The sequence below is a fragment of the Sphingomonas suaedae genome (genome assembly GCF_007833215.1).
Lineage (GTDB): Bacteria > Pseudomonadota > Alphaproteobacteria > Sphingomonadales > Sphingomonadaceae > Sphingomonas > Sphingomonas suaedae.
On record NZ_CP042239.1, the window covers coordinates 1,158,536 to 1,182,620 of the forward strand.

At 65.3% G+C, this 24,085-nt stretch carries 27 protein-coding genes and 1 riboswitch; of the genes, 8 read left to right on the top strand and 19 right to left on the bottom strand.

Annotated elements, in window-relative coordinates; translation table 11 throughout:
- Positions 1 to 26 precede the first annotated feature (26 nt).
- Entirely contained in the window at positions 27 to 683 is a 657-nt protein-coding gene (locus tag FPZ54_RS05560; RefSeq protein ID WP_145845599.1) for an alpha/beta hydrolase family protein, read from the top strand.
- A complete protein-coding gene (locus FPZ54_RS05565) occupies positions 671 to 1,486 on the top strand; it encodes a hydrolase 1, exosortase A system-associated (RefSeq protein ID WP_145845601.1) in 816 nt (271 codons plus the stop codon). The genes FPZ54_RS05560 and FPZ54_RS05565 overlap by 13 nt, the downstream gene beginning before the upstream one ends.
- A 27-nt stretch (positions 1,487 to 1,513) precedes the next feature.
- Here FPZ54_RS05565 and FPZ54_RS05570 read toward each other — a convergent pair whose 3' ends face one another.
- The 3 genes from FPZ54_RS05570 to trxB form a co-directional block, all read right to left on the bottom strand.
- Complete coding sequence (locus tag FPZ54_RS05570) at positions 1,514 to 1,963, bottom strand: hypothetical protein (protein WP_145845602.1); 450 nt, start codon at positions 1,961 to 1,963, stop codon at positions 1,514 to 1,516.
- Between the two features lie 109 nt (positions 1,964 to 2,072).
- The gene (locus FPZ54_RS05575; RefSeq protein WP_239019725.1) at positions 2,073 to 3,152 is read right to left on the bottom strand and encodes a serine hydrolase domain-containing protein; all 1,080 of its coding nucleotides are present in this window, start codon (positions 3,150 to 3,152) and stop codon (positions 2,073 to 2,075) included.
- Between the two features lie 306 nt (positions 3,153 to 3,458).
- Entirely contained in the window at positions 3,459 to 4,430 is a 972-nt protein-coding gene (gene trxB / locus FPZ54_RS05580; protein WP_145845603.1) for a thioredoxin-disulfide reductase, read from the bottom strand.
- Positions 4,431 to 4,594: 164 nt separating this feature from the next.
- On the opposite strand from trxB, the gene FPZ54_RS05585 reads away from it, so the two are divergent.
- Entirely contained in the window at positions 4,595 to 5,221 is a 627-nt protein-coding gene (locus FPZ54_RS05585) for a peptidylprolyl isomerase (protein WP_145845605.1), read from the top strand.
- 6 nt (positions 5,222 to 5,227) lie between these two features.
- Here FPZ54_RS05585 and FPZ54_RS19740 read toward each other — a convergent pair whose 3' ends face one another.
- Both FPZ54_RS19740 and FPZ54_RS05590 read right to left on the bottom strand, forming a co-directional pair.
- On the bottom strand, positions 5,228 to 5,386 hold the full coding sequence (locus FPZ54_RS19740; protein WP_186456924.1) for a hypothetical protein: 159 nt from the start codon (positions 5,384 to 5,386) through the stop codon (positions 5,228 to 5,230).
- A gap of 127 nt (positions 5,387 to 5,513) precedes the next feature.
- Positions 5,514 to 7,664 (bottom strand): prolyl oligopeptidase family serine peptidase, encoded by a 2,151-nt coding sequence (locus FPZ54_RS05590; protein WP_145845607.1) that lies wholly within the window; start codon positions 7,662 to 7,664, stop codon positions 5,514 to 5,516.
- Positions 7,665 to 8,208: 544 nt separating this feature from the next.
- Here FPZ54_RS05590 and FPZ54_RS05595 point away from each other — a divergent pair.
- Both FPZ54_RS05595 and FPZ54_RS05600 read left to right on the top strand, forming a co-directional pair.
- A complete protein-coding gene (locus FPZ54_RS05595; protein WP_145845608.1) occupies positions 8,209 to 8,568 on the top strand; it encodes a hypothetical protein in 360 nt (119 codons plus the stop codon).
- A 48-nt stretch (positions 8,569 to 8,616) separates the two neighbouring features.
- Positions 8,617 to 8,970, top strand: a complete 354-nt coding sequence (locus FPZ54_RS05600; RefSeq protein WP_186456925.1) for a hypothetical protein — start codon at positions 8,617 to 8,619, stop codon at positions 8,968 to 8,970.
- 83 nt (positions 8,971 to 9,053) lie between these two features.
- Here FPZ54_RS05600 and rplQ read toward each other — a convergent pair whose 3' ends face one another.
- The 6 genes from rplQ to FPZ54_RS05630 form a co-directional block, all read right to left on the bottom strand.
- Positions 9,054 to 9,476, bottom strand: a complete 423-nt coding sequence (gene rplQ / locus FPZ54_RS05605; RefSeq protein WP_145845611.1) for a 50S ribosomal protein L17 — start codon at positions 9,474 to 9,476, stop codon at positions 9,054 to 9,056.
- Between the two features lie 179 nt (positions 9,477 to 9,655).
- Positions 9,656 to 10,717: a DNA-directed RNA polymerase subunit alpha gene (locus tag FPZ54_RS05610; RefSeq protein ID WP_145845612.1), complete on the bottom strand. Its 1,062-nt coding sequence runs from the start codon at positions 10,715 to 10,717 to the stop codon at positions 9,656 to 9,658.
- 105 nt (positions 10,718 to 10,822) lie between these two features.
- Positions 10,823 to 11,212 carry a 30S ribosomal protein S11 gene (gene rpsK / locus FPZ54_RS05615; protein WP_066579261.1) on the bottom strand — a complete coding sequence of 130 codons (390 nt, stop codon included), beginning with the start codon at positions 11,210 to 11,212 and terminating at the stop codon, positions 10,823 to 10,825.
- 58 nt (positions 11,213 to 11,270) lie between these two features.
- On the bottom strand, positions 11,271 to 11,639 hold the full coding sequence (gene rpsM, locus FPZ54_RS05620) for a 30S ribosomal protein S13 (protein ID WP_145845614.1): 369 nt from the start codon (positions 11,637 to 11,639) through the stop codon (positions 11,271 to 11,273).
- 242 nt (positions 11,640 to 11,881) lie between these two features.
- The gene (locus FPZ54_RS05625) at positions 11,882 to 12,406 is read right to left on the bottom strand and encodes an SRPBCC family protein (protein ID WP_145845615.1); all 525 of its coding nucleotides are present in this window, start codon (positions 12,404 to 12,406) and stop codon (positions 11,882 to 11,884) included.
- Entirely contained in the window at positions 12,403 to 14,637 is a 2,235-nt protein-coding gene (locus tag FPZ54_RS05630) for a S9 family peptidase (protein WP_145845617.1), read from the bottom strand. Before FPZ54_RS05630 ends, FPZ54_RS05625 begins: the two co-directional genes overlap by 4 nt.
- A 60-nt stretch (positions 14,638 to 14,697) precedes the next feature.
- Between FPZ54_RS05630 and FPZ54_RS05635 the strand changes: the two genes are divergently transcribed.
- Positions 14,698 to 15,405: a hypothetical protein gene (locus tag FPZ54_RS05635; protein ID WP_239019726.1), complete on the top strand. Its 708-nt coding sequence runs from the start codon at positions 14,698 to 14,700 to the stop codon at positions 15,403 to 15,405.
- A 4-nt stretch (positions 15,406 to 15,409) separates the two neighbouring features.
- On the opposite strand, the gene soxR is transcribed toward FPZ54_RS05635, so the two are convergent.
- Positions 15,410 to 15,850 (bottom strand): redox-sensitive transcriptional activator SoxR, encoded by a 441-nt coding sequence (gene soxR, locus FPZ54_RS05640; protein WP_145845620.1) that lies wholly within the window; start codon positions 15,848 to 15,850, stop codon positions 15,410 to 15,412.
- An 84-nt stretch (positions 15,851 to 15,934) separates the two neighbouring features.
- On the opposite strand from soxR, the gene FPZ54_RS05645 reads away from it, so the two are divergent.
- The gene (locus FPZ54_RS05645) at positions 15,935 to 16,309 is read left to right on the top strand and encodes a VOC family protein (RefSeq protein ID WP_145845622.1); all 375 of its coding nucleotides are present in this window, start codon (positions 15,935 to 15,937) and stop codon (positions 16,307 to 16,309) included.
- A 19-nt stretch (positions 16,310 to 16,328) separates the two neighbouring features.
- Here the strand turns inward: FPZ54_RS05645 and FPZ54_RS05650 are convergent, their stop codons facing one another.
- The 6 genes from FPZ54_RS05650 to FPZ54_RS05675 all read right to left on the bottom strand — a co-directional run bounded on the left by FPZ54_RS05650 (position 16,329) and on the right by FPZ54_RS05675 (position 20,429).
- On the bottom strand, positions 16,329 to 17,966 hold the full coding sequence (locus FPZ54_RS05650; RefSeq protein ID WP_145845625.1) for a cation:proton antiporter domain-containing protein: 1,638 nt from the start codon (positions 17,964 to 17,966) through the stop codon (positions 16,329 to 16,331).
- Between the two features lie 213 nt (positions 17,967 to 18,179).
- A complete protein-coding gene (locus tag FPZ54_RS05655) occupies positions 18,180 to 18,569 on the bottom strand; it encodes a hypothetical protein (RefSeq protein ID WP_145845627.1) in 390 nt (129 codons plus the stop codon).
- Positions 18,570 to 18,660: 91 nt separating this feature from the next.
- Positions 18,661 to 19,053, bottom strand: coding sequence for a 50S ribosomal protein L19 (gene rplS / locus FPZ54_RS05660; RefSeq protein ID WP_145845629.1), 393 nt, complete (start codon positions 19,051 to 19,053; stop codon positions 18,661 to 18,663).
- A 2-nt stretch (positions 19,054 to 19,055) separates the two neighbouring features.
- Positions 19,056 to 19,784, bottom strand: coding sequence for a tRNA (guanosine(37)-N1)-methyltransferase TrmD (gene trmD / locus FPZ54_RS05665; RefSeq protein ID WP_145849598.1), 729 nt, complete (start codon positions 19,782 to 19,784; stop codon positions 19,056 to 19,058).
- The gene (locus tag FPZ54_RS05670) at positions 19,781 to 20,164 is read right to left on the bottom strand and encodes a type II toxin-antitoxin system VapC family toxin (protein ID WP_145845631.1); all 384 of its coding nucleotides are present in this window, start codon (positions 20,162 to 20,164) and stop codon (positions 19,781 to 19,783) included. The genes trmD and FPZ54_RS05670 overlap by 4 nt, the downstream gene beginning before the upstream one ends.
- Complete coding sequence (locus FPZ54_RS05675) at positions 20,157 to 20,429, bottom strand: AbrB/MazE/SpoVT family DNA-binding domain-containing protein (RefSeq protein WP_145845633.1); 273 nt, start codon at positions 20,427 to 20,429, stop codon at positions 20,157 to 20,159. The genes FPZ54_RS05670 and FPZ54_RS05675 overlap by 8 nt, the downstream gene beginning before the upstream one ends.
- An 86-nt stretch (positions 20,430 to 20,515) precedes the next feature.
- Here FPZ54_RS05675 and FPZ54_RS05680 point away from each other — a divergent pair, with 86 nt between their 5' ends.
- The gene (locus FPZ54_RS05680) at positions 20,516 to 21,424 is read left to right on the top strand and encodes an NAD(P)/FAD-dependent oxidoreductase (protein ID WP_145849599.1); all 909 of its coding nucleotides are present in this window, start codon (positions 20,516 to 20,518) and stop codon (positions 21,422 to 21,424) included.
- A gap of 668 nt (positions 21,425 to 22,092) precedes the next feature.
- On the opposite strand, the gene FPZ54_RS05685 is transcribed toward FPZ54_RS05680, so the two are convergent.
- On the bottom strand, positions 22,093 to 23,592 hold the full coding sequence (locus tag FPZ54_RS05685; protein ID WP_145845634.1) for a serine hydrolase domain-containing protein: 1,500 nt from the start codon (positions 23,590 to 23,592) through the stop codon (positions 22,093 to 22,095).
- A 143-nt stretch (positions 23,593 to 23,735) separates the two neighbouring features.
- A riboswitch (cobalamin riboswitch) is annotated at positions 23,736 to 23,958 on the top strand.
- Positions 23,959 to 24,085 lie beyond the last annotated feature (127 nt).

Genomic DNA, 24,085 nt, shown 5'->3' on the forward strand with positions numbered 1-24,085 from the left:
ATGACTGGCCCGGCGGGCGGGAGGCGATGCTCCGCTTCGGCCCGTCGTCCGGCCCGGTCGTGGTCGTCGCCCTGCCCTTGTTCGAGGAAGCCAACCGCACCCGCACCTTCGCGGTAACGGTCCTGCGCGCGCTCGCCGACCGCGGCATCGCAGGCGCCCTGCCCGATCTTCCGGGCCAGGGGGAAAGCCTCGTCCCGACCCATAACGCCACGCTCGCCACGCTGAGCGAAGCCTTCGCCGCCGGCGTCGCCAGCCTGCGCCGATCGGCCTACAGTCTCGCGATCCGCAGCGGCACGCTGCTCGACGGCTCGGCGCTTGTCGTCGCGCGCTATCATCTCGCGCCCATGACCGGCGCCGATCTGCGGCGCGAACTCGTCCGCGCGCGCCAGGCCTCGTCCCGCGAATCCGGCGAGGCGTTCGATCCCGCCAGCCTCGACACCGCGACCGCGCCGGTCGAACTGGCGGGCAATCTGGTCGCACCGGCGATGTTGGCCGAACTCGCCACCGCAGTCCCGGCGACCACTGCCGTGCGCACCGTCCGCCTCGAAACCGAGGCACGCCCCGCCGACGCCAAGCTCCCCGGAAGCCCGCTGTGGCGCCGTGCCGAGCCGGACAACGACCCCGAATTCGCCGAACGCCTTGCCGAGGACATCGCCCAATGGGTCGCGACATGCGAAGCCTGAAGCGCTTCCGCTGCGCGGGTGAGACGCTGATCGCGACGCTCGACGACGCGCCCGGCACCACCGGCCTGCTGATCGTCTCGGGCGGCAACGAGATTCGCATCGGCGCGCATCGCGGCATGGCCGAACTCGCCGCCACGGTCGCGGCACAGGGCCACCCCGTGTTCCGCTACGACCGCCGCGGAATCGGCGATTCGACGGGCGAAAACAACGACTTCGAGTCGACGGCTCAGGATATTTCCGAAGCCGTCGCCGCCTTTCGCCGCGACTGCCCGCACCTCACCCGCCTCGTCGCCTTCGGCAATTGCGACGCGGCCAGCGCGCTGATCCTGTTTCATGACAAGGCGCCGATCGACGCGCTGATCCTGACCAACCCCTGGACGATCGAACCCGACGGGAAAGGTGACGATCTCCCCCCCGCCGCCGCGATCCGCTCGCGCTATGTCGAGAAGCTGAAGAACCCACGGGAGCTCCTCCGCTTGGTCACCGGCGGGGTTAATATCGGTAAACTTGTCAGTGGCTTGGCAAAGGTATCGTCGAAACAATCTCGACAACCCACCAGCCTTCCCGCCCGCCTCGGGACCGCACTGGCAGCCACCAGGATCCCGGTGACGATCCTGCTCGCCGAACGCGACAACACCGCCCTCGCCTTCGCCGACCACTGGAAAGGCGACGCGTTCAAGACGGCCCGCACCCGCGCCACCCTAGAAACCTGCCCCACCGACAGCCACAGCTTCGCCCGGCCGCAAGACAAGGCATGGCTGGTGGAGCGGGTGCTGAAGGCGCTGGATTTCCACGCTTCTTAGCTCGTCGCCGGACGAGCGGGGGCCGCTTCACTGTTTGCGCAATTGTCCGACAAAGAGCGTGGGGGGCCAATCACCGCGAAAAGCGTACACATTATCGCGGATTAACGCGCAGAGCGGCACGTCGAAGTCGATATAATCCCGGTCTTGGCCGATCACCTTCAACGCGTCCTCTTTGGCGAAGACGAAATGGCGATCCCGTTGCAATCGCATGCGCTGGGTGACGTGCTCCATATGGCCCGGCCACCACGCCATATCATGCTCGAGCGCGACTGCTTTTCCGAGCGCGCCAACATCGACGCAGATCAGTTGTTGCCGTCGCGTGCGAGCGTCTTCGATTATCACCATCGCCGCATCCGACCCGGAATTGCCCCAGTGGCCGACGGCCTCCTGGAAGATCCCATCTGCCGTGCTCGGCGCGATGCCATCGGTCGGAAGGACCTGCGTCGCAAGAGCTATAGCGACCACCACTGCGTGCATGATATGGCTCCCACCATTGAAGCGCCGTGCGGGGCGTCCTACCAAAGTATCGACGGTCGCGCATCACACGGGAAGGCGATAGCTGATTCGCCGACAGTGATCGCCAGATTTAGCCCGCCCCCGCCTCGGCCGCCGGAATCACCCCCTCCGCCAGCAGCCGGTGCAGCGCATCGATATGCCCGCCCTCGCGCGCGGCATCCGACTGCGACGTCATGACGACCGTCAGCTTCAGGCTCGGCACGATGTACAGCATCTGCCCGCCATAGCCCCAGCCATAGCGCACCGGATGCCCGCCCATCTCGCTGACGAACCAGCCATAGCCATAGTCCTCACCGCTCCACGGCGACGTCGTGCGCGGGGTCCAGCTGGCCGCGATCCACTCGGCAGGCAGGATACGTTTGCCGCCAACCACGCCGCCGAGCCGATACAGCTCGCCGAACCGCGCTAGGTCGCGCGGACTCATCAGCATGTCGTTGCCGCCGAAATACACCCCCTGCGGATCGCGCGGCCAGGGCGGGATGGTGATCCCCAGCGGCCCGCCCAGCCAGTCGCGCGCCAGCTCCAGCGTGCTGCGCCCGCTCGCCCGCGTCAGCATCGCGGAGACAAGGTGGCTGCTCCCGGTCGAATAGAGCATCCCCCCGCCCGGCGCATCGACGAACGGCCGCGACAGCGCATAGCGCACCCAGTTCGGGCTGGTCACCCAGCGCCCGTAATTGGGGCCGGACGTGCGCTCCAGCCCCGCCTGCATCGACAGCAGATTGCCCAATGTCAGCTGCACCAGCCGCGGATCGGGATTGGCGGGCGCATCGGCCTCCAGCACCGACACCACCGGCTGCTCCGCACCCTCCAGCACCCCGCGCGCGATCGCGATCCCCGCCAGCGCCGACAGCACCGATTTCGACGCCGACTTGATGTTCACCGGCCGGTCGAGCGGGGGCCCGCCATTGAAGCGATGTTCCGCCAGCGTCTCGCCATCGCGCAGCACCAGCAGCGATCGCAATCGCGGCAGCCGTTCCGCCGCCGCCACGGTCTGCGCCATCCGCGCTGCGTCCAGACCGGTCTTGGCAACCCTTGCCGACGGTTGGCCCTCGCTCCTCGGAACTTGAGAAGGGGCCGGCGCGGCGTTGCATCCGATCAACGGGATCGGCAGCAGCGCCAGCGCGAAAACGAAGCGGGTCAGGACGGGCATGGACCCTCAACGTCCTGCCGCCCGACATGATCCTGCCCGGCCCGCAAGCGGCAGCCCGCCACAAACAACTTTCCTACAAGGCCCGGTTGAGCGCATAAACTGGTCAATGCGCACCCGACTCGCCTGCCCCGGACCGATCCGCCCGACATGGGCCATGGTCCCGCCGGGCCAGAACGCGCCGATAGTGTCAACTCAGTGTCAACTTCCACGCGGCGGCGCGCGCGGATACCGGAATCGATTTCCACGTCAGAGGCCGAAGCTGACAGAATCGACCCCGTTGACCGCAACTTCGTCAGTTTCGGGCGATCACTCCGCCGCTTGCGCCACCGCCTCGAAATCGGCCTCGGCCAGGAAGCGCTCGGCGTCGAGCGCGGCCATGCACCCCGTCCCCGCCGCGGTGATCGCCTGGCGATACACCTTGTCCATCACGTCACCGCACGCGAACACGCCGGGCACGCTGGTCCGCGTCGTGCCCGTCTCGACGGTGATATAGCTGTCCTCGTCCAGCTCCAGATGCCCGCGGAACAGCTCGGTCGCCGGATGATGGCCGATCGCGACGAAGCCGCCTTCGACATCGATCTGCGACAAATCGCCCGTCACCGAGTCCTTGAGCTTCAGCGCGACCAGCCCCTCGGGATCGCCGCCGCCGACGAACTCGACGACTTCCTTGTTCCACAGCACCGTGATCTTCGGATTGGCGAACAGCCGCTCCTGCAGGATCTTCTCGGCGCGCAGCGTGTCGCGGCGGTGGATCAGCGTCACGTCATGGCTGTGATTGGTCAGGTACAGCGCCTCCTCGACCGCGGTGTTGCCGCCGCCGATCACCGCGACTTTCTTGCCGCGATAGAAGAAGCCGTCGCACGTCGCACAGGCGCTCGCGCCCTTGCCCTTCATCGCCTCTTCGCTGTCCAGCCCCAGCCATTTGGCCTGTGCGCCGGTGGCGATCACCAGCGTGTCGCAGACATAGATGGTACCGCTGTCACCAGTCAGCCGGAACGGGCGCTGCGTCAGATCGACGTCGACGATCATGTCGTACATCATCTGCGCGCCGACATGCTCGGCCTGCGCCTGCATCTCCTCCATCAGCCACGGCCCTTGGATCACCTCGCGAAAGCCGGGGTAATTCTCGACATCGGTGGTGGTGGTCAGCTGGCCGCCCGGCTGGACGCCCTGAACGACGATCGGCGCGAGTCCGGCGCGCGCGCCATAGATGGCGGCGGACAGGCCGGCAGGACCGGAGCCGAGGATCAGCATTCGGGTGGAGTGGGTGGCGGTCATTCGGCTTTCCTGAAACTGTCCCCAGACGGGGTGGCGGTGCCGCATCTAGGGGGTCGGCACCGCCAAAGGCAACATGGGGGGTGCGCGCGGCTCTGCCAGCAAAGCGATTCTGTTGTGGACGAAAGCCGGTTGAAGCCGCGCGGCGCGCTCGGCAGACTGGCGGCATGACACTCCGCCGCTCCCTGCTCGCCGCAGCCCTGCTGCTCCCCGCCGCCGCGCTCGCCCAGAGCGCCCCGGCCCCGGCCCCATCGGTAACGCCAAAGCCTGCGACGCAGAAGGTGGCGATCGACACCAGCATGGGCCGCATCGTGCTGGAGCTGGAAACCGAGCGCGCACCGATCACCGCGCGCAATTTCCTGCGCTACGCCGATCAGAAGCGGCTCGATGGCACCTATTTCTATCGAACGGTCAAGGTCGCGGACAAGTTCGGCTTCGTCCAGTTCGGAGTGGACAATCAGCCCAAGCGCATCCTTCCCCCGATCAAGCACGAGCCGACGACCCAGACCCGGGTCAAGCACCTCAACGGCGCGATCTCCGTCGCGCGACTGGCTCCTGGAACGGCGCGCGGGGAGTTTACGATCAGCGTCGGGGACCAGCCCTCGCTCGACGCCGACCCCAGCAAGCCGGGCGACAATCTCGGCTACGCCGCATTCGGCCGAGTGGTCGAGGGGATGGACGTCGTGTGGAAGATTCTGGACGCCCCCACCTCCCCCACCGCCGGCGAGGGGGTGATGAAGGGGCAGATGCTGGAACCGAAGATCCGGGTGCTGAAGGTGACCCGGCTACCGTGACGCGCGTCAGGCCATCGTGAAGGTCAGCAGCACGAGCAACCAGAAGAGGAGCGACGCACAGACGATGATCAGAAACCCGGCACCCGCAGGCATCCGGTCATCCACCAGCTCGGGCTCGCGCACGTCGAAGGTGTCGGGGGATTTGATCTCGCGGGGAAGGTACATGGCACGTCTCCACTGACAGTTGCCATACTGCCACGCGCCGCCTCCCCCGCCCATATCGGGAAAATGCTATGGGGTTTCTACAACGGGTTGCGTTTACCTCTTGCTCGCACCGCCGACGCGGGTCACGTCATTCGACCGGCTTCACCTGGAGCCCGGTCCACTTCGCCGCAAACGCCCAGAGATCTGAGGTTTCCTCGATGATCTTGTCGGTCGGTTTGCCCGATCCGTGTCCGGCGCGGGTTTCGATGCGAACGAGGTGCGGCTTTGGACCGATATCAGCGGCCTGGAGTGCGGCGGTATATTTGAAGGTGTGGCCCGGCACCACGCGGTCGTCGGTATCGGCCGTGGTCGCGAGGATCGCCGGATAGGTCTTGCCCGACTGAATGTTATGATAAGGCGAATAGGCCCGCAGCACCTTCCAGTCCGCTTCCTTCGACGGATAGCCGTAATCGTCGACCCAATAGCGGCCCGCGGTCCAGCGATCGAAGCGAAGCATGTCCATCACGCCGACGGCGGGCAGCGCCGCCGCAAACAGGTCCGGGCGCTGATTGGTCACCGCCCCGACCAAAAGACCGCCATTAGATCCGCCCTGAATGGCGAGGCCGTCCTTCTTCGTAATCCTCTGGGCGATCAGATACTCGCCCGCGGCGATGAAATCGTCGAACACATTCTGCTTGTTCTTCAGCCGTCCGCCATCGTGCCACGCCTTGCCATATTCGCCGCCGCCGCGAATGTTGGCGAGAACGAAGACGCCGCCCTGCTCCATCCACGCCAGCCGCGCCGCCGAAAAGGCAGGGCCATAGCTGATATTGAACCCGCCATAGGCCCAGAGCAAGGTCGGCGCGGGACCGGTCACATCCTTGCGCTTGACGATGAACATCGGGACCTTGGTGCCGTCTTTCGACGTGAAGAAACGTTGCTCGACGCCGTATTTGCTGGGATCGAAATCGACCTTCGGCTGTGCCCAGGTCGTCGCCTTGCCGGACTTGACGTCGTAGCGATAGACGGTGGTCGGCATGTTGAAGCTGGTGAAGGCATAGAAAGCCTCGCTCTCGTCCGGATCGCCGCTGAACCCGGCAATGCTGCCGATGCCGGGAGTGTCGACCTTGCCCAGCAGCTTGCCGTCGAGGGCATAGCGGCGCATCTCGTCCTTCGCATCGACCAGATAGCTGACGAACAGCTGGCCGCCGACGATCCCGGCGCCTTCCATCGTCGCCGCGTCCTCGGGAATAAGGTCGGTCGCGACCGGATTTGCCGCAGCGACATCCATCGTCACGACCTTCTTGCGCGCGGCCCCCTTGTCCGTCGTCCAAAAGAAGCGCGATCCGACATTGCCGGCGAGGCTCCAGTCATTCTCCAGCCCCTTGATGATCGTCCGCGGCTTGGCGGCGGGATCCTTGAGGTTCAGGATCGTGATCTCGTAGCGGTTGTCGGTCCCCTCGGTCGTGGTGATGACCAGCCAGCCGCCGTCATCGGTGACCTGCGCGAAATGGCCGCGCTTGGGGTGGTCAGGGGTCGCGTAAATCAGACGGTCCTGATCCTGCGTCGTGCCGAGCTTGTGGAAATAGACTGCCTGATTCTCGTTGAGTGCCTGGAAGGTCTCGCCCTCCTTCACCTCGGGAAAGCGCGAATAATAGAAGCCCGATCCGTCCTTCGCCCAGGACAGCGCGCTGAACTTGATCCACTTGACCTCGTCGTCCAGCGTCTTGCCGGTGGCGACGTCGAGCACCTTCACCGTCCGCCAGTCCGACCCGCCGTCCTGAATGCCATAGACGAGTAGCTTGCCGTCCTCCGACGGTACCCATTCGGAGAGCGCGGTAGCGCCGTCCTTGGCCCAGCCATTGGGGTCGATCAGCACCCGCGCTTCACCCTCGAGGCTGTCGCGCACCCACAGCACATTCTGATTCTGAAGGCCGCTATTGTGGCTGTAGAAATAGCGCCCGCCCTTGCGGGTCGGGACACCAAAGCGCTCATAGTCGAACAGCTGCTTGATCCGCGCCTGGAAGATGTCGCGGCCCGGCAGCGTGTCGAGATAGGCGTCCGTCACCTTGTTCTGCGCTTCGACCCAGGCGGCGACCTCCTTGTCGTTGCGGACGTCGTTTTCGAGCCAGCGATAGGGATCGGCGACCTTTTCCCCGAACACCTCGTCAACGACATCGACGCGGCGGGTTTCGGGATAGGTGATCGGGGCGGTCATCGTCGGCTGGGACTCCGGGCTGGCATGGACAAGGGGGGCTGCGAACAGCAGCGGCAGGGCGATCAGCGACGAACGGCGCATTGGTTTCTCCGGTTACGGGGTGACCGCAACCTATTGCCGGTGATCGGGCGGTCAAGCGGCGTGTCCGACAAAGCTGACAGAAATGCAGTGTTTTTCGGCGAAAGCGACCCCGACGCGAGGGGAACGCGACAGCTTCGCGACTGCCGCGCGTCCGTCACGCGACGGATGGAAAGAGTTGGTTTCAGGGTCGGGACCGGCAGATCGCGCATCGGACAGGGTAGATCAGATGAACGCCAGCATTGAACGTGCAGCCCTCACGCGAACGCGGTCAGCGCGCTTTCGTAGCCGACCCAGCTCATCACCAGCAGCGGTAGCGTTGCGAAGGCGACCGCCACCGCCCCGCCCGCGCCATATCCATTCGATCGTCTCATCACGTCCTCCTGCGCCGCGGGTTTGCACGGCGCGTGCCAATCTGCGGACCGGCGGATTTCCGTGGGTTCGCTTCGCGCCACTAGATGGGAAGTAGGAGGCCGCACCAAAGTTCAGCGATTCTTACGGGCCCGCAACATTAGCTTGGGGCGCCGACCCGTGGCAGAATGGCGGGATGTCCTCTATCTTCCCGTTGCTTGCGCTCGCGTTCCTGTCCCCCGGTGGAGACGATGTCAGCGCGTGCGTCCGGACGGTGCAACCCGCTTCGGGAACGATCGGCACGCTCGAAAACCGCTGCGATTATCGCGTAGTGGTGTTCATGTGCGTCACAGGGCCGCCACAGCGCGAACGCGACACCTATTTCGACTGCGCGCGCGGGCAGGTCGGCAGTTATGACCTGAAGCCGCAGAGCAGCGCGCGCGCGATCTTTGCCGGCGCGCGGGCCACCCACATGTTCGGGTGCCGGTTTCCGGACTTCCTCCCGCGCGACGTGCGCTATCATCATGGTCGCGGGCTGAAGGGGACGTGCCGCTGACATCCACTTGCTTCTTGCCTGACGAAGGAAGCGCGCTAGCCATTGGACATGGACGAAAAAGCGATTGTGCGAAGCGGCGGAGCCGCTTTGGGATGCGTCGCCGCGACATTGCTGTTCATATCGGTCGGATTCATGCTCGCGTTCGTGCTTGCCTGGACGGGCGCGCACTGCGAGCCGCAGCCAACCTGCAAACAAAGTGCCCAATTTGCAGCGCTTCGCAATTTCGCCGTCCTGCTCGGCGCAGCGACTGTGCTGGGATTCATCGTCCGGACGCTTGCCAGATCGGTTGCCAGAGCCTGTGGTGACAGCCCGATACTCGCGGCCACCATCAACACGGTCGTGATGCTGCTTCTCGTCTGGGTAAGCTATGAGGGTGTCATGTTCGCGATGCTGCGCCTTTGAGGTCGAATAGCGCCTCGGACTGAAACGAGAAGGGGCGGCCGCACCGTCGTGCGACCGCCCCAGCTCTTGACGAAAAACGCCGATCAGGCAGCGTCTTCGTAATCCTCGTCGGTCATCACCGGACCCGAATCCTGGCCCTTGGCCGAGACGTCGCGGTCGACGAATTCGATGATCGCCATCGGCGCGGCGTCCGAAGCGCGCGGGCCGGTTTTGATGATGCGGGTGTAGCCGCCGTTGCGGTCGGCGTAGCGCGACGCGAGCACGTCGAACAGCTTCACCAGCTGCGCATCGTCGAGCAGACGGGCATGGGCGAGACGGCGGTTCGAAAGACCACCCTTCTTCGCCAGCGTGACCAGCTTTTCGACGTAGGGACGCAGTTCCTTCGCCTTGGCGACGGTGGTGGTGATCTGCTCGTGCTTGATCAGCGCAGCCGACATGTTGCGGAACAGCGCGATGCGATGTGCCGAGGTGCGCTGAAGCTTACGACCGCCGTATTTATGGCGCATGGTATTTCCTTTCAGTTCGTCAGGGGGCCGTCTTACGGAACCCCAAGCCAGGCGGGACAGTCGGCCGCCACCTAAACCGTCACCCCCGCGAAAGCGGGGGCCCATCTCCCGCCGTCGAACCCAGCTCCACGCTGCGGAGATGGGTCCCCGCTTGCGCGGGGATGACGGCGGTATGGGCGTTACCCCATAATCTCCTGTTCGAGCTTCTTGGCCATTTCCTCGATATTCTCAGGCGGCCAGCCCGGGATTTCCATGCCGAGGCGCAGGCCCATCGACGACAGCACTTCCTTGATTTCGTTCAGCGATTTGCGACCGAAATTCGGGGTGCGCAGCATCTCGGCCTCGGTCTTCTGGACCAGATCGCCGATATAGATGATGTTGTCGTTCTTGAGGCAGTTGGCGCTGCGAACCGACAGCTCGAGCTCGTCCACCTTCTTGAGCAGGTAGCGGTTGATCGTCGCCGTATCGCTGCCGCCTTCGGCGGCCGACGACTGGGCGGCGATGCCGACCGGAGCCGCACGCGCGATCGACGAATCGTCGAAGTGGACGAACAGCGCCAGCTGGTCCTGAAGAATGCGCGCGGCATAAGCGAGCGCGTCCTCGGGCGTTACGGTGCCGTCGGTCTCGATCGACAGGCTCAGCTTGTCATAATCGAGTTCCTGCCCGACGCGGGTGTTCTCGACCTTGTAGCTGACCTGACGGACCGGGCTGTACAGCGCGTCCACCGGGATCAGGCCGATCGGCGCATCGGCCGGGCGGTTGGCGCTGGCGGGGACGTAACCCTTGCCGGTGTCGGCAACCAGTTCCATGTTCAGCGTCGCGCCCTCGTCCAGATGACACAGGACGAGTTCGGGGTTCATCACTTCGATGTCGCCCGAAACGGCGATGTCGCCGGCCTTGACTTCGGCCGGGCCGGTGGCGCTGAGCTGGAGCCGCTTGGCGCCTTCGCCCTGCATACGCAGCGCGATCTGCTTCACGTTGAGCACCAGATCGGTCACGTCCTCACGCACGCCGGCGAGCGACGAGAATTCGTGAAGGACGTTTTCGATCTTGATCGAGGTGACCGCAGCGCCCTGAAGCGACGAGAGCAGCACGCGGCGCAGCGCGTTGCCGAGCGTCAGGCCGAAGCCGCGCTCCAGCGGTTCGGCGACGAAGGTCGCCTTGCGCTTGCCGTCACCGCCCTTTTTCTCCAGGCCGTTCGGCTTCTTAAGTTCCTGCCAGTTCTTTGCATTGACAGACACGGGCTTCCCCTGAGTTGGGCAGGACGGGGGGTATCCTGCCAGTAAAGAGAGCCGCCCCGCCCCGGACCCGGCACCCCGGACCCGCAGGCGACGCGGAAAGGTAAATCAGACGCGACGACGCTTGCTGGGGCGAACGCCGTTGTGCGGGATCGAGGTGACGTCGCGGATCGACGTGATCTGGAACCCGACCGCCTGGAGGGCGCGCAGGGCGCTCTCGCGGCCCGAACCGGGACCCTTCACCTCGACCTCGAGCGTGCGGACGCCGTGTTCGGCAGCCTTGCGGCCTGCGTCCTCGGCGGCGACCTGGGCGGCATAAGGAGTCGACTTGCGCGAACCCTTGAAGCCCATCATGCCGGCCGACGACCAGCTGATCGCGTTGCCCTGGGCATCGGTGATCGTGATCATGGTGTTGTTGAAGCTGGCGTTCACATGGGCGACGCCGGCGGTAATGTTCTTGCGCTCGCGACGGCGAAGACGCTGCGGTGCTTGTGCCATTGTTCAGTAATCCTTCGAAATGCGAAGCAGGCGGGCCGCGGCAAAGCGGCCCAGCGGCTTACTTCTTCTTGCCGGCGATCGGCTTTGCCTTGCCCTTGCGGGTGCGCGCATTGGTATGCGTGCGCTGACCGCGAACGGGCAGGCCCTTGCGATGACGCAGGCCGCGATAGCAGGCGAGATCCATCAGGCGCTTGATGTTCATCGCGGTTTCGCGACGAAGGTCACCCTCGACCGTGTGGTCGGCGTCGATGGTTTCGCGGATCTGCAGCACTTCCTGATCGGTCAGGTCCTGCACGCGACGCTCGAGCGTGATGCCCAGCTTTTCGGTGATTTCCTTGGCCTTGGCCGGGCCGATGCCGTGGATATACTGAAGCGCGATCAATACGCGCTTGTTGGTGGGCAGGTTAACGCCCGCAATACGTGCCATGAATCTTGTTCTCCCAGCTCCACGGGGCCCGCATGGCAGCTGAACCCCATCTCTTCGCGTTGACCCGGAACGCAAGCGCGCGGCAGACGCACAAGGGCGTTGCCGTTCACCGGTGTTTCGGAAGATGCGCGACATATGCCCTCGCGCCATCGCTGTCAAGCGTCGGCCCGGCGCAATTTCAGGTAAGTACAGCATACACCATTTGCGGAAATCCACCAAGCGTTAGCGCCTCGCCCCTGCCCCTAATCGGCATGTTCCGCCGCCGCCTTCAGCCCCGGCATCTGCGCCCCGATGACCCCGTCTACCGCCGTCGCAAACGTAGCGAGACCCGCGGGATGATAGCCGCCGACGACATAGGTGACGGTCAGCGCCGTCCCCTGCCCCTCCGGCTTGAGCGCGAAGGTCATCGTCGCGTTGACTGCCCCGCTCTGAAGCGGGCCGAACGCGCCCGCGATACGCAGTGCCTTGCCCCGGACGGCATAGAGGGTGCGCCCATGCTCGACCGCGCCACCCTCCAGCGTCTCGCACCAACAGCCGCCGGGACGCGTGTCCCAGCTGATGTTGGCGCTGTCGCCCGAATAGCTGTGATCCTTGCTCCACCAGAGCGCCGGCGTAGCAATGGTATCCCACAGTTTTTCCGGCGGCGCGGCGATGGTGAGCGTGTGGGTCGAGACGAAGCCGCCAGGGTCGGACTTGGTGACTTCGGCAGCCGCGGGCGGGCACAGCAGCAGCCCGGCGAGCGCCGCACAGATACCGAAACGCATCATGGCTTGTCCTCCTGCATATGCCGGTCGAGGAAGTTCAGGATCGTCGTCCACAGGTGCACGCTGATCCCGGGGCCCGCTACGCGATGCGTCTGGCCGGGATAGAGCATCGTTTCGAACGGCACCGCCGCGCCCTGCATCTTTGCCATCATAACGGTCGAATGCTCCAGCACGACATTGTCGTCGGCCATGCCGTGGATCAGCAGCAGCGGATCGGCGATCTTGGTGGCGTCGGCGACGGTATTGGCCTTGTCATAGGCCGCCTGCACCTGGCGCGGATCGCCCATATAGCGCTCGGTATAATGGGTGTCGTACAGTTCCCATTTGCTGACCGGGGCGCCGGAGATGCCCGCGGCGAAGGCGCCGGGCGCGGCCTGGAGCATCTTGAGCGTCATATAGCCGCCGTACGACCAGCCATAGGTGGCGATGCGGTCGGCATCGACGAAGTCGAGCGTCTTGAGATACGCAGCGCCTGCAAGCTGATCCGCGACCTCGACGCTGCCCATCGCCCGATAGAGGTGATCCTCGAACGCCTTGCCGCGATTGGCCGCGCCGCGATTGTCGAGGACGAACCAGATATAGCCGCGATCCACCAGATATTGCTGAAGCGCGCCGCCCCAGGCCTTGCTCACCTGTTGCGAGTGCGGTCCGCCATAGTGATGGAAGAAGACGGGGTATTTCTTCCCCGGCTCGAGCTTCGGGGTGACCATCTCCCAGTGCAGCACGGTGCCGTCCGCCGCCTTGATCGTCCCGAACTGCTTCGCGCGGTGGCTGGCGAGATAGGGGGCGTAGGGATGGTCGCCCGCGACCTTGTTCTCGTTCACCCAGGCCAGGCGCTTGCCCGCAGCGTCGGTGAGCATGACCTGCGCGGGCTGTTCGCTTTTGGAGCGGGTCACGATGATCCGCTCGGCGCTGTCGTCGCCGCTGGCGCCGTGCCACCAGCCGGGCTCGGTGATGCGAGTCACTGCGCCGGGCTTGTTCAGATTCACCGTATAGAGGTGGCGTTCGAGCACGCCGTCGCTGTTGCCGGTGAAGGTGATCCGCCCCTTCTCCTCATCCACCCCGACGATATCGGCGACTTCCCAGTCACCCTTGGTCAACTGCGTCCATTTGCCCGCCTTGAAGCGATAGAGATGGCCGTGGCCGTCGCGCTCCGACCACCAGATCAGGCTGCCGTCCTTGAGCGGACGATAGGCGTCGGACAGGTTGATCCAGCTTTTCTCCTTCACGCGTTCGCTGAACAGCACGCGCGAATTGCCGGTCGCGGGGTCGACCGCGAGCATGTCGAGGACGGTCTGCGCGCGATTCTGGCGCTGGACGAGCAGCGTCTTGCCGTCGGGCGTCCAGTCGACACGGGCGAGATAGATATCGGTCTCGGTGCCGAGATCGACCTTCACCCTGCCGCTACCGTCGGGGTTCATGACATAGAGGTCGACCAGCACGTTGGCGGTACCGGCCTTGGGATAGCGCTGGTCATAGACCTTCGTCCCCTCGGCCCCGATCGCGGCGCGGCTGACGATGCCGACGGGGGCTTCGTCAAAGCGCTGGACGGCGATCCGCCTGTCGTCGGGCGACCACCAATAGCCGGTGCGACGCCCCATTTCCTCCTGCGCGACGAATTCGGCCTCGCCGAAATAGACCGTTCCCTTGCCTTCGGTCGTCGCCTTGATCTCCTTGCCCGATGCAAGGTCGAGCACGACGAGATTCTGGTCGCGCACGAAACTGGCATATCCGCCCCTGGGGCTGATGACCGGATTGAGCTCGCCCCCCTCGGTCGCGGTCAGGCGGCGGACCTGGCCGTCCAGCGTCGCGAGATAGAGATCGCCGTCGAGGGGCACGAGGATCGACTTGCCATCGGGCGCCCAGTCATAGGCGACGATGCCCTTGCTGCCGCCGATGCGCGCGCGCTCGCGCTGCATCTTTTCCGCCTCGGACAGTTCGGCGCCGGTCCCGAGCTTGAGACTGTCGACCAGCATCCGCCATTCGCCGGTCGCGGTGTCCATCGCCCACAGATCGTAGCGCTGATTGTCGTCGGGCCGGTTGCGCAACAGCGTCACAAACTTTCCGTCGGGCGAAAGTTTGAGCGCACGCGGCGCCACGCCGGCGAGATCGGGACTGGCGAAGACGCGCTCCAGCGTCAGGTCCATGGGAGCATCCGGGGCTTCACCGGCCATGGCGCCGCTGCCCAGCGCCGCACTGAACATCAGCGCCGCACCCAAGGTCCATTTCCACATGCATCGACTCCACCAGCGGCGCTTCAACACTCCGCCCGTCCAGCGTTATGCGGCGATGGCATGGCGGTAAAGCCCCGCCGCTTGCGTCCCGCCCCGCCGCCACTTATCGATCGCGCCATGCAGGTAATCGGCGATTTCAAGCGCGACGGGCACGCGCATGTTCAGGGGCTGCTCCCGCGCGAGGTGTGCAACGCCTTCCTCCGTCAGCTTCAGGAGGGCATGGCGCGATCGGGTGTGCAGTTAAACCAGATCACCAAGGAATCGGTGATCCTGAAGCGCGGCGCGCCAGAACTGTACGGCTATGACTATCCGCCGATGCTGACGCTGCTCTGGGGGCTGACCCCGACCATCTCCGCGCTTGCCGGACGGGACCTGCTGCCGACCTACAGTTATCTGCGCCTCTATCGCGAGGGCGATATCTGCCGGGTTCACTCCGACCGGCCGTCGTGCGAGGTGAGCCTCTCGCTCACGCTCGACTATAGCGACGGCGTTCCATGGCCGCTCGAAGTCTCGGAACGCCGGGCGGATGTGTCCCAGCTGGAAATCGAGGACGGGTTCGACGGTCCCTGTCGCGGCTGGGCGATGGAGCCGGGCGACGGGGTCATCTATGATGGCGTCCACCTGCGCCATGGCCGCACCCAACCCAATCCCAATGGCTGGTCGGCGCATCTGTTCCTCCATTGGGTCGAGCGCGACGGGCGCTATGCCAGCCACGCCTTCGATCGCAATCGGGATCTGGGAAAGCCGGTCAACTTCACCTTCGGCTGACCGCTCATGTGAGGAGGTAGCGCGGCCCCGCACCCTCTGCCGCTGCCCGATCGTCCGGGTTGTAGAGACCGCATTTCTTCAGCGACAGACAGCCGCAGCCGATACATCCGTCCAGCTTCTCACGCGTCCGTTCGAGCAGGGCGATACGGCGGTCGATCTCGGCGCGGAAGTGACGGCTGATGCGGGTCCAGTCGGCGAGCGTCGGCGTCCGGCCCTGGGGAAGGTGCGCCAGTTCCGCGGCGATCTCCTGAACCGTCAGGCCCAGTTTCTGCGCGATGAGCACGAAGGACAGGCGGCGGATGTCGGAGCGCAGGAAACGGCGCTGGTTCCCGCTGGTGCGGATCGGCTCGACCAGCCCGCGACGCTCGTAGAAGCGAATAGCCGATACCGACAGGCCGGTACGCGCGGCGAGATCGCCGATCGACAGCAATTCATTCCCCCGCATGATGTGCAACTTTCCGCTTGATCTCACCTTAAGTTGAGGTTGTAGCGGAGGCGGGCACACACGCAAAACCGAAAGGACGCGATCATGCCCACGACCTTTATCGAGCACGTCAACCTGACCGTCACCAGCCCCGCGCGCACCGCGAGGCTGATGCAGCATCTGTTCGGCTGGCACGTCCGCTGGCAGGGCGCCGCGCGCGACGGCGGCATGTCGATCCACGTGGGTGACGCGCGCGTCTATCTCGCGCTCTACGCCCCGCCGGTCGAGGCCGAGCGCCGCTATCCCAAGGGCCAGCCGCTCAACCATGTGGGCTTCGTCGTCGACGATCTCGACGCCGTCGAGGCGAAGGTCGCGGCGGCGGGGCTGAAACCCTTCGGCCATGACGATTATGAGCCCGGGCGGCGGTTCTACTTCTTCGATTTCGACGGGATCGAGTTCGAGATTGTCTCCTACCGCTGACCCGAGGACGTCATCGCGGTTAGCCCCGCCCCGCCCGCGCCGCGCACAGGCTGAGCATGCGATTGGCGATTTCGCGTTCGCCCAACACGACATCGCCCGCACCGCGCGCTTCGAGATGCTCGACTTCCGCATCCGAATGCGCGCGGGCGACGATGGCGATGCCGGGATTGAGTTCGCGTGCCGCCTGGACGACGGCGCCGCCCTCGAACCCCTCGGGGATGGCGATCAGCAGCTTGGCCGCGCGATCCACGCCGGCGGCTTTGAGCGCTTCGGGATCGACGCCGTTGCCGCGCACGACGTCCAGTCCTCCCGCCTTGGCGGCGGTGGCGATGTCGGCCTGATCCTCGATCAGGATGAACGGGCGCTGCCGGGCCAGCAAATCGCGCGCGATCAGCTTGCCGACCCGGCCATAGCCGACCAGCACGATATGACCCATGCGGTCCTTGGTATCGAGCGGCGGTTCAATCGGGTCGGTCTGTTCCTGGCGATGCGGGACCAGCCAGGTGAAGATGAACGGGTTGGCGAGGATCGACAGCAACGCCCCGGCAAGGATCAGGTCGCGTCCCTCCGCCGGAAGGATTTCGAGGCCGACCCCCAGCCCGACCAGGATGAACGAAAATTCGCCGATCTGCGCCAGGCTGGCGGCCGCGGTGATCGCGATGCGGTGGGAACGGCCGAGCGCACGGACGATACCATAGGCGACCGCCGACTTACCGACGACGATGATGAGGACAGTTGCAACCAGCGGCAGCGGCTGCTCAACGATGACTGCCGGATTGAACAACATCCCCACCGACACGAAGAACAGCACCGCGAACGCATCGCGCAGCGGCAGCGTCTCCTCGGTCGCCTGGCGGCTGAGCGGGGTTTCGCCGAGGATCATGCCGGCGAAGAAGGCGCCGAGCGCGAACGAGACATCGAACACCACCGCCGCGCCGAACGCAACGCCGAGCGCGATGGCGAGCACCGCGAGGCGGAACAGCTCGCGCGATCCGGTATGGACGACCCAGTGCAGCACCAGCGGAATGATCCGCCGCGCGACGAGCAGCATGACGACGAGGAATCCGGTGACCTTGAACGCGGTCTGCGCGAGCGGGACGAGGATTGCGTCCCAGGTCATCGGCCCGTCGCTCTGCATCACCTCGGCCAGCGCCGGGAGCAGGACGAGCGCGAGCACCATCACCAGATCCTCGACGATCAGCCAGCCCACCGCGATCCGGCCACGCTCGGTATCCACAATGCCGAACCCCTGAAGCCCGCGCAGCAGCACCACCGTGCTCGCGACCGACAGCGCGAGGCCGAATACGAACCCGGCGAGCGGGTTCCAGCCCAGCGCCCAGGCAAGTGCCATTCCCATCACGACGGCCGAGGCGATCTGACCGATCGCGCCCGGCACCGCGATCCTGCGCACCGACAACAGGTCGCGAAGCGAAAAGTGCAGGCCCACGCCGAACATCAGCAGGATGACGCCGATCTCGGCCAGTTCCGCGGCGAGATTGCCGTCGGCGACGAATCCGGGCGTGAACGGCCCGACCATGATCCCGGCGAGCAGATAGCCCGCGATCGGCGAAACTTTCAGCTTGTGGGCAATCGACCCCATGACGAAGGCGATGACGAGCCCCGCGACGATGGTGGCGATAAGGGGGGTGTGGTGCATAGGCTGGCTGGCGTCCCTGTTGGCGCCCGGACCACAGCGCGCGGCCCGGGCGGCGCGGCTAGCCCTGGGTCCCGCCGATCACGAGGACGGCGGCGGCGGCACTGGCCACGACCCCACCCCATACGATCGGCGCGAACCACCAGGGTGGCCGCCTCTTTTTCTGATTCACGACAAAACTCCCGATGACGCCGCGGTCGGCGAAAGGGCGGATGGTCAGATCAGCGGGGGGCCGCGCGGGCTGCCGTTGAGGACGGGGTGCGGGCGGAGGGGAGGTATAGCGCGCGCTGCACCGACCGGCGCGCGATCGGTGTCGACCGATGGCGCCGGAGCGGCGACAAGGGCAGGCGTTGCACGATCGCTTGCCCCGGCGGCGGGTCCGTCATCGCGACGAGTCGGCTCGGCCAGGATGCGCGGCGCAGGGCGGATCGGCTTGAGCGCGACGACCGTCGTCGCAGGGTTGAACGCCGATCCATAAGCGATGGTGCGCGGCAGGCCGCTGCTAAGCAGCGAGGATGCCAGAGCGACAAGCAGCGCGATCCACAGCGCCATTGCCCGAACCGGTCGGGCGGGATTGGAGCCGAGGGGGATCGCACGGGCTGTCACGGCTTCAATCTAGTGCCGCTGGGCGGAGAATCAAACGGGGCGCGGAAGCTTTCGCCTCCGCGCCCCGCGCATGTTCAAGCCTGCGCGCCGATTACTCGGCGGCAGCGGTGCCCTTGGCCGGGCGCGGGTCGCGGCGCTCGGCGATACGTGCCGACTTGCCGGTGCGACCGCGCAGATAATAGAGCTTCGCACGACGCACGACGCCGCGGCGGACGACTTCGATGCTGTCGATGTTCGGCGAATAGAGCGGGAAGACGCGCTCGACGCCCTCGCCGAACGAAATCTTGCGAACGGTGAAGTTGCTGCCCATGCCCTTGTTGGCACGGGCGATGCAGACGCCTTCATAGTTCTGAACGCGGGTGCGCTCGCCTTCGACGACCTTCACGCCGACCTTGACGGTGTCACCCGGACGGAATTCGGGGATTTTCTTGTCGGCCAGGAACTTTTCGACGTTCTCGGCCTCGATCTGCTGGATGAGGTTCATGCTCATTCGTCCTTCTGTCGCCGCGCGCCAGAGGGAGACTGGACCCGAGCGCCCTCATGACGCTCCCAAAGATCCGGCCTCCTTAGCCGTGTATCGGTCTGGGCCTGGTGCGTTCGCCAGGCCGCGATCCGCGCATGATCCCCCGATCGCAGCACTTCGGGGATCGTGCGCCCTTCCCATTCGACGGGTCGGGTATATTGCGGATATTCGAGAAGGCCGCTTTCGAAGCTTTCCTCGACTCCGCTGGAAGGCGCGCCCATTACGCCGGGAAGCAGCCGAATGCAAGCGTCGAGCAGCACCAGCGCGCCCATCTCCCCGCCCGAAAGGACATAGTCGCCGATCGACACTTGTTCGATGGGACGCGCGTCGAACAGCCGCTCGTCGAACCCCTCAAACCGGCCGCACAGGATCGACACGCCGGGACCGGCGGCGAGCGCGCGGACGCGCTCCTGCGTCAGCGGCGCACCACGCGGGGTCATCGCCAGCATCGGGCGGTCATAGCCGACGCTGTCGCAGGCGGCGGCGAGGATGTCGGGCTTGAGCACCATCCCCGCCCCGCCCCCCGCCGGCGTGTCGTCGACGGTACGGTGCTTGTCGGTGGCGAAGTCGCGAATCTGGACGGTGTCGAGGCTCCATTTCCGCTCATTCAGCGCGCGTCCGGCGATGGACGCGCCAAGTGGCCCCGGAAACATGTCCGGGTAGAGGGTCAGGACGGTGGCGGCGAAGGTCATCGGGTCCAGTTTTCGCACCTGAGGCCGGGGATATCGGCAAAATCGGCTTCGTTGTTGGTGACGAGTATGAGGTTGAGCGAAAGGGCGTGGGCGGCGATCAGCCGGTCGAAACTGCCACGTTTGAACGGAATTTGCGCATAGGTGCGTGCGGCGTCCCGGTCGAATTCGAGAAGCGGAGCCGCCTCGTAAAGGGCATCGGCAGCCGCGCGTGCTGCCGAGTTGGCTCCCACTAGGCCGCGTTCCAATTCTGCAAAGACGATGGCTGAAATGCCGACCGTTCCCACATCCTGCAATGCCAGGCGCTGAGCCGACGGACTGGTGAGATCAGCCAGAATGTAGATGCAGATATTGGCGTCGAGCAGGTAGCGCAGATCAGTCACCCTTGATCCGCTTCAAACCCCAGTCGAGTTCACGCTCCTCGAAGATGCGATCCTCGGGCGGGATCGGCTTCAACCAGGGAATCTTTCCGGCGAATTTACTGATGTCGATCTTCTTCGGTGTCTCGGCGACCGGTTCGACGATGAAATTGCCGCGCTCCTCGCGCACCTTCATTTCCATGCCTTCCTTGATGCCAAGCGCCTTGGGCAGCCGCAGGGCGACCGAATTGCCCGACTTGAACGTCTTTGCGCGATATTCGTCGCCCATCACGGCCTCCCGTATATACGCGATGTATATACATAGCCTTCGTTGACTTCAAGGAACGAACTCGCCCCCGCCGCGCTATGGCGGTCATGGAAGACTGTATCATCGTCGGCGCGGGGCCGGCCGGGCTGACGGCGGCGATCTATCTGGCGCGCTATCATTTGTCGATCCGGCTGTTCGACTGCGGGTCGAGCCGCGCGGCGCTGATCCCGCGCACGCACAACCATGCCGGCTATCCCGAGGGGATCGAGGGGGTCGAGCTGCTGCGGCGGATGCTGGCGCAGGCAGAGAAATATGGCGCGGTGCGCGAGCCGGCCAAGGTGACGCGGATCGAGCCGAAGGACGAGGGTTTCATCGTCCATGCGGGCGAGCGCAGCTTCCCGGCGCGATCGGTGCTGCTGGCGACGGGCGTGGTCAATCACCGGCCCGAGGGGATTGCGGATGCGGTGCACGATCCGGCGCTCGCCGCCGGGCTGCTGCGCTATTGCCCGGTGTGCGACGGATATGAGGTCACCGACAAGCGCGTCGGGGTGATCGGCACCGGCGATCACGGGATGCGCGAGGCACTGTTCCTGCGCGGCTTTACCCGTGATGTGACGCTGATCGCGCCGGATGTGGAGCATCGGCTGGACGATGCCTGCGTCGCCAGGCTGGAAGAAGCCGGGATCGCGCGGGTCGACGGGCCGTGCGGCGGCTATGCCATTCAGGGCGACCAGCTGGTGGTGCAGACGGCCGACGGGCCGCTTGCGTTCGACAGTGTGTACCCGGCGCTGGGATCGCGCATCCGGTCCGATCTGGCGGTCGCGGCGGGCGCGGCGGCGACCGAGGAGGGATGCCTCGAGGTGGACGATCACCAGCGCACGTCGATCCCCGGGCTGTTCGCTGCGGGGGATGTGGTGCTTGGACTGGACCAGATCAGCAACGCGATGGGTCAGGCCGGGGTCGCGTCAACGACGATCCGCAACATGCTGAGCGAGCAGCGGGCGATTTGGCGGTAGGCTCGCGGGGAAGTTGACAAGGTTACGGGCAACGCGCGCGTTCGAAAAATAGGATTCGCGCGACAACGCTATCGCTGAACGGGAATATTTCATCCGTAATAGCAAACGCCATACATCGTACCCACGGGACCAGACCATTTGCAGACCGGAAACTCGTAAAAATTATAGTCCCTCGTTCCGAGTCCTGGTGTTGAATATTGTTCGGGACATGCCGAACTGAATTGCTCCTCCCAGCACGACTCAACCGACGAATATGCCGCATTCTGCCAGTTTAATCCGCAGTAATCATGGAGATACCTCGCGTATGAATCGCAAAACGTCTCCTCTTGCGCCTGCGCTTTGGAGGAGATTAGTGCTGAAGATAATAAAACTGCAACGGCAACTGCTGCGTGCTTGCGCATTGAAAATCTCCCGACTCAATATTCTTGTTGATGTGGCAGAATAATCTGCTCTATGCGATTTGCTTATAGCAATTATGTTCATTTTGGATTGAGTGCGAGCGACAGATTTTGTGCAAAAGGCGTTTTTGGCCGGCGAGCCGAAGACTGCTTGTTTCAGGCTATCGCACAACGATCAACGAATGCCTGACGCTGATTGCAGTCCATCGAATAGCAACGGCCGCCGCAATGGGATCGCTAGCCGACAGGCCGTTTTTGTTGCGCGTGCCCTCAGTCCGGCCGCGGCGCAAACCTTAGCGCCTGGATCGCGGGCGGGTTGGTCGGGCTGAGCAGGATCTGGCCGTCCAGCTTCCCCTTGGCACAGTTCCAGCGGAAGGCGGTGGTGAGGTTGCCGGTCGGGAAGAGCGGTTCGGCGGTGGGGCAGTCGCCGACCAGCCCCTTGATCCGCGCGAATTCCGTCCGCCAATGCGCGGCGTCGCGGTCCATCAGGAAGTTCATCGCGAGCTTGCCGTCGAGCGGCTTGAGTTCGCCGGCGGCATAGGCGGCGCGGGCGGCGTCCTGCATCTGCGCCAGCAGCGGGTTGAGCGGGAGTTCCCGGGGCTGCGCCGCCCCTGCCCGCGCCAAGGCCCAGAGCGACTGCCAGACCGGCACGGCGGGGGCGGTATAGGTCTTGTTGGTGAACGCGAAGGCGGCGATGCCACGCTCGGGGGCGAGCACGACGAAGCTGCCATAGCCGGGGAAGCCGCCGCCATGCGCGAGGGTGAGGCCGAGATCGCAATCGGGCGTCACCCGCATCCCCATGCCATAGGCGACGGCATGGACGCATTTGTCCCCTTCCGGCGCGCCGCGGCGGGGGCCGATCTGGACGAAGTTGAGGCCCTGCGCCAGCTCGCGCACGGTGGCGCGCTTGACGGGGCCGGCCTCCGCCCCGTCGCGCGGCGGCCAGGCGGAGAGCAGGAAGCCGATCCACTTCGCATAATCCTTCGCGGTGGTGATGACCCCGCCCATCGCCCCGAACGCACCGTCGCGCATTTCCGGCTCCGCGACCCATTGATCGTCCTGCCAGCGATAGCCGAGCGCGAGCTTGTCGCGCGGTACCGTCGCGATGTCATAGGTCGTCGCGGCCATGCCGAGCGGCTGCATGATCGTGCGGCGGATATAGTCCTGATAGGGCTGGCCCGAGACGTTGGTGACGATCCGGCCGAGCAGCGCATAGCCGAAGTTGGAATACTCGTGGCTCATTTGGCCCGTGCGGCTCCACGGCACACCGGCGGCGATCATCTTGGTGAAGTCGGCCTCGCTCAGCACCTGTTGCCGGTCGCCCCAGGGGTCGTCGGTGACCATGCCCGAGACGTGGGCGAGCAGGTCGCGAATGCGGATGCGCGGGCTGTCGCTGGTCGGGTATGCCCAGCCGCGCATTTCGGGGACGTGCTGTTCCGCGAGGTCGTCGAGCCGCAGCTTGCCGTCGTCGCGCAGTTTGAGGATCGCGAGCGCGGTGAATGCCTTGCTCATCGATGCGATGCGGAAGCGGGTGTCGAGCGTGACCGGCGCGCCGCCTGGCGTCTGGGTGCCGACTGTGGCGGACATGACAGGCTTGCCGTCCTTGATCACCATATAGACCATGCTTGGGCTCGGGTTCTGATCGCGATAGCTGGCGAAAAGCGCGTCGATCTCCGCGGTCTGGGCGGCGGGGATCTGCTTGGCCGGCGCCTGCGCGAGGGCAGGCAGCGGGGCGAGCAGGGCGAGCGACAGGGCGGCGCGGAGCATCATGTTTGCCAAGCAATCAGGAAAACGCGGCGCGGGGAAGCCTCAATCGCCGGTCTCAGAACGAATGCGATATAAAGAATTCTTTATGTCTTGCCGCCGCGGACTCACGCGCCTATTGGGCCGGGCGAGGATCGGGGGCAACCCCGCCCCTCGATGATCGCGCCGGTGCCCCGCAAGGGGCTTAAAACGGGAATGCGGTGCGGACGGGTCGACCGTCCAACTCCGCGGCTGTCCCTGCAACTGTAAGCGGCGAGCGCGATGCACTGGTTCCCCGTCGAGGGAACAGCCACTGGGCCATGCGGCCCGGGAAGGCCGTGCATCACGCCCTGACCCGCGAGCCAGGAGACCTGCCAGCGCACCGGTCGCTCTTGCCTTGGTCCAGGGGATGGCCACGGCACGGTATTTCTCCGTCTGAGCGACGACCCAAGCGGCCGGGGCCGCTTCGGTGCGTGCGTCAGGCGACTTCTAGCGCCCGTCTGTCACAACGCACCGGCCG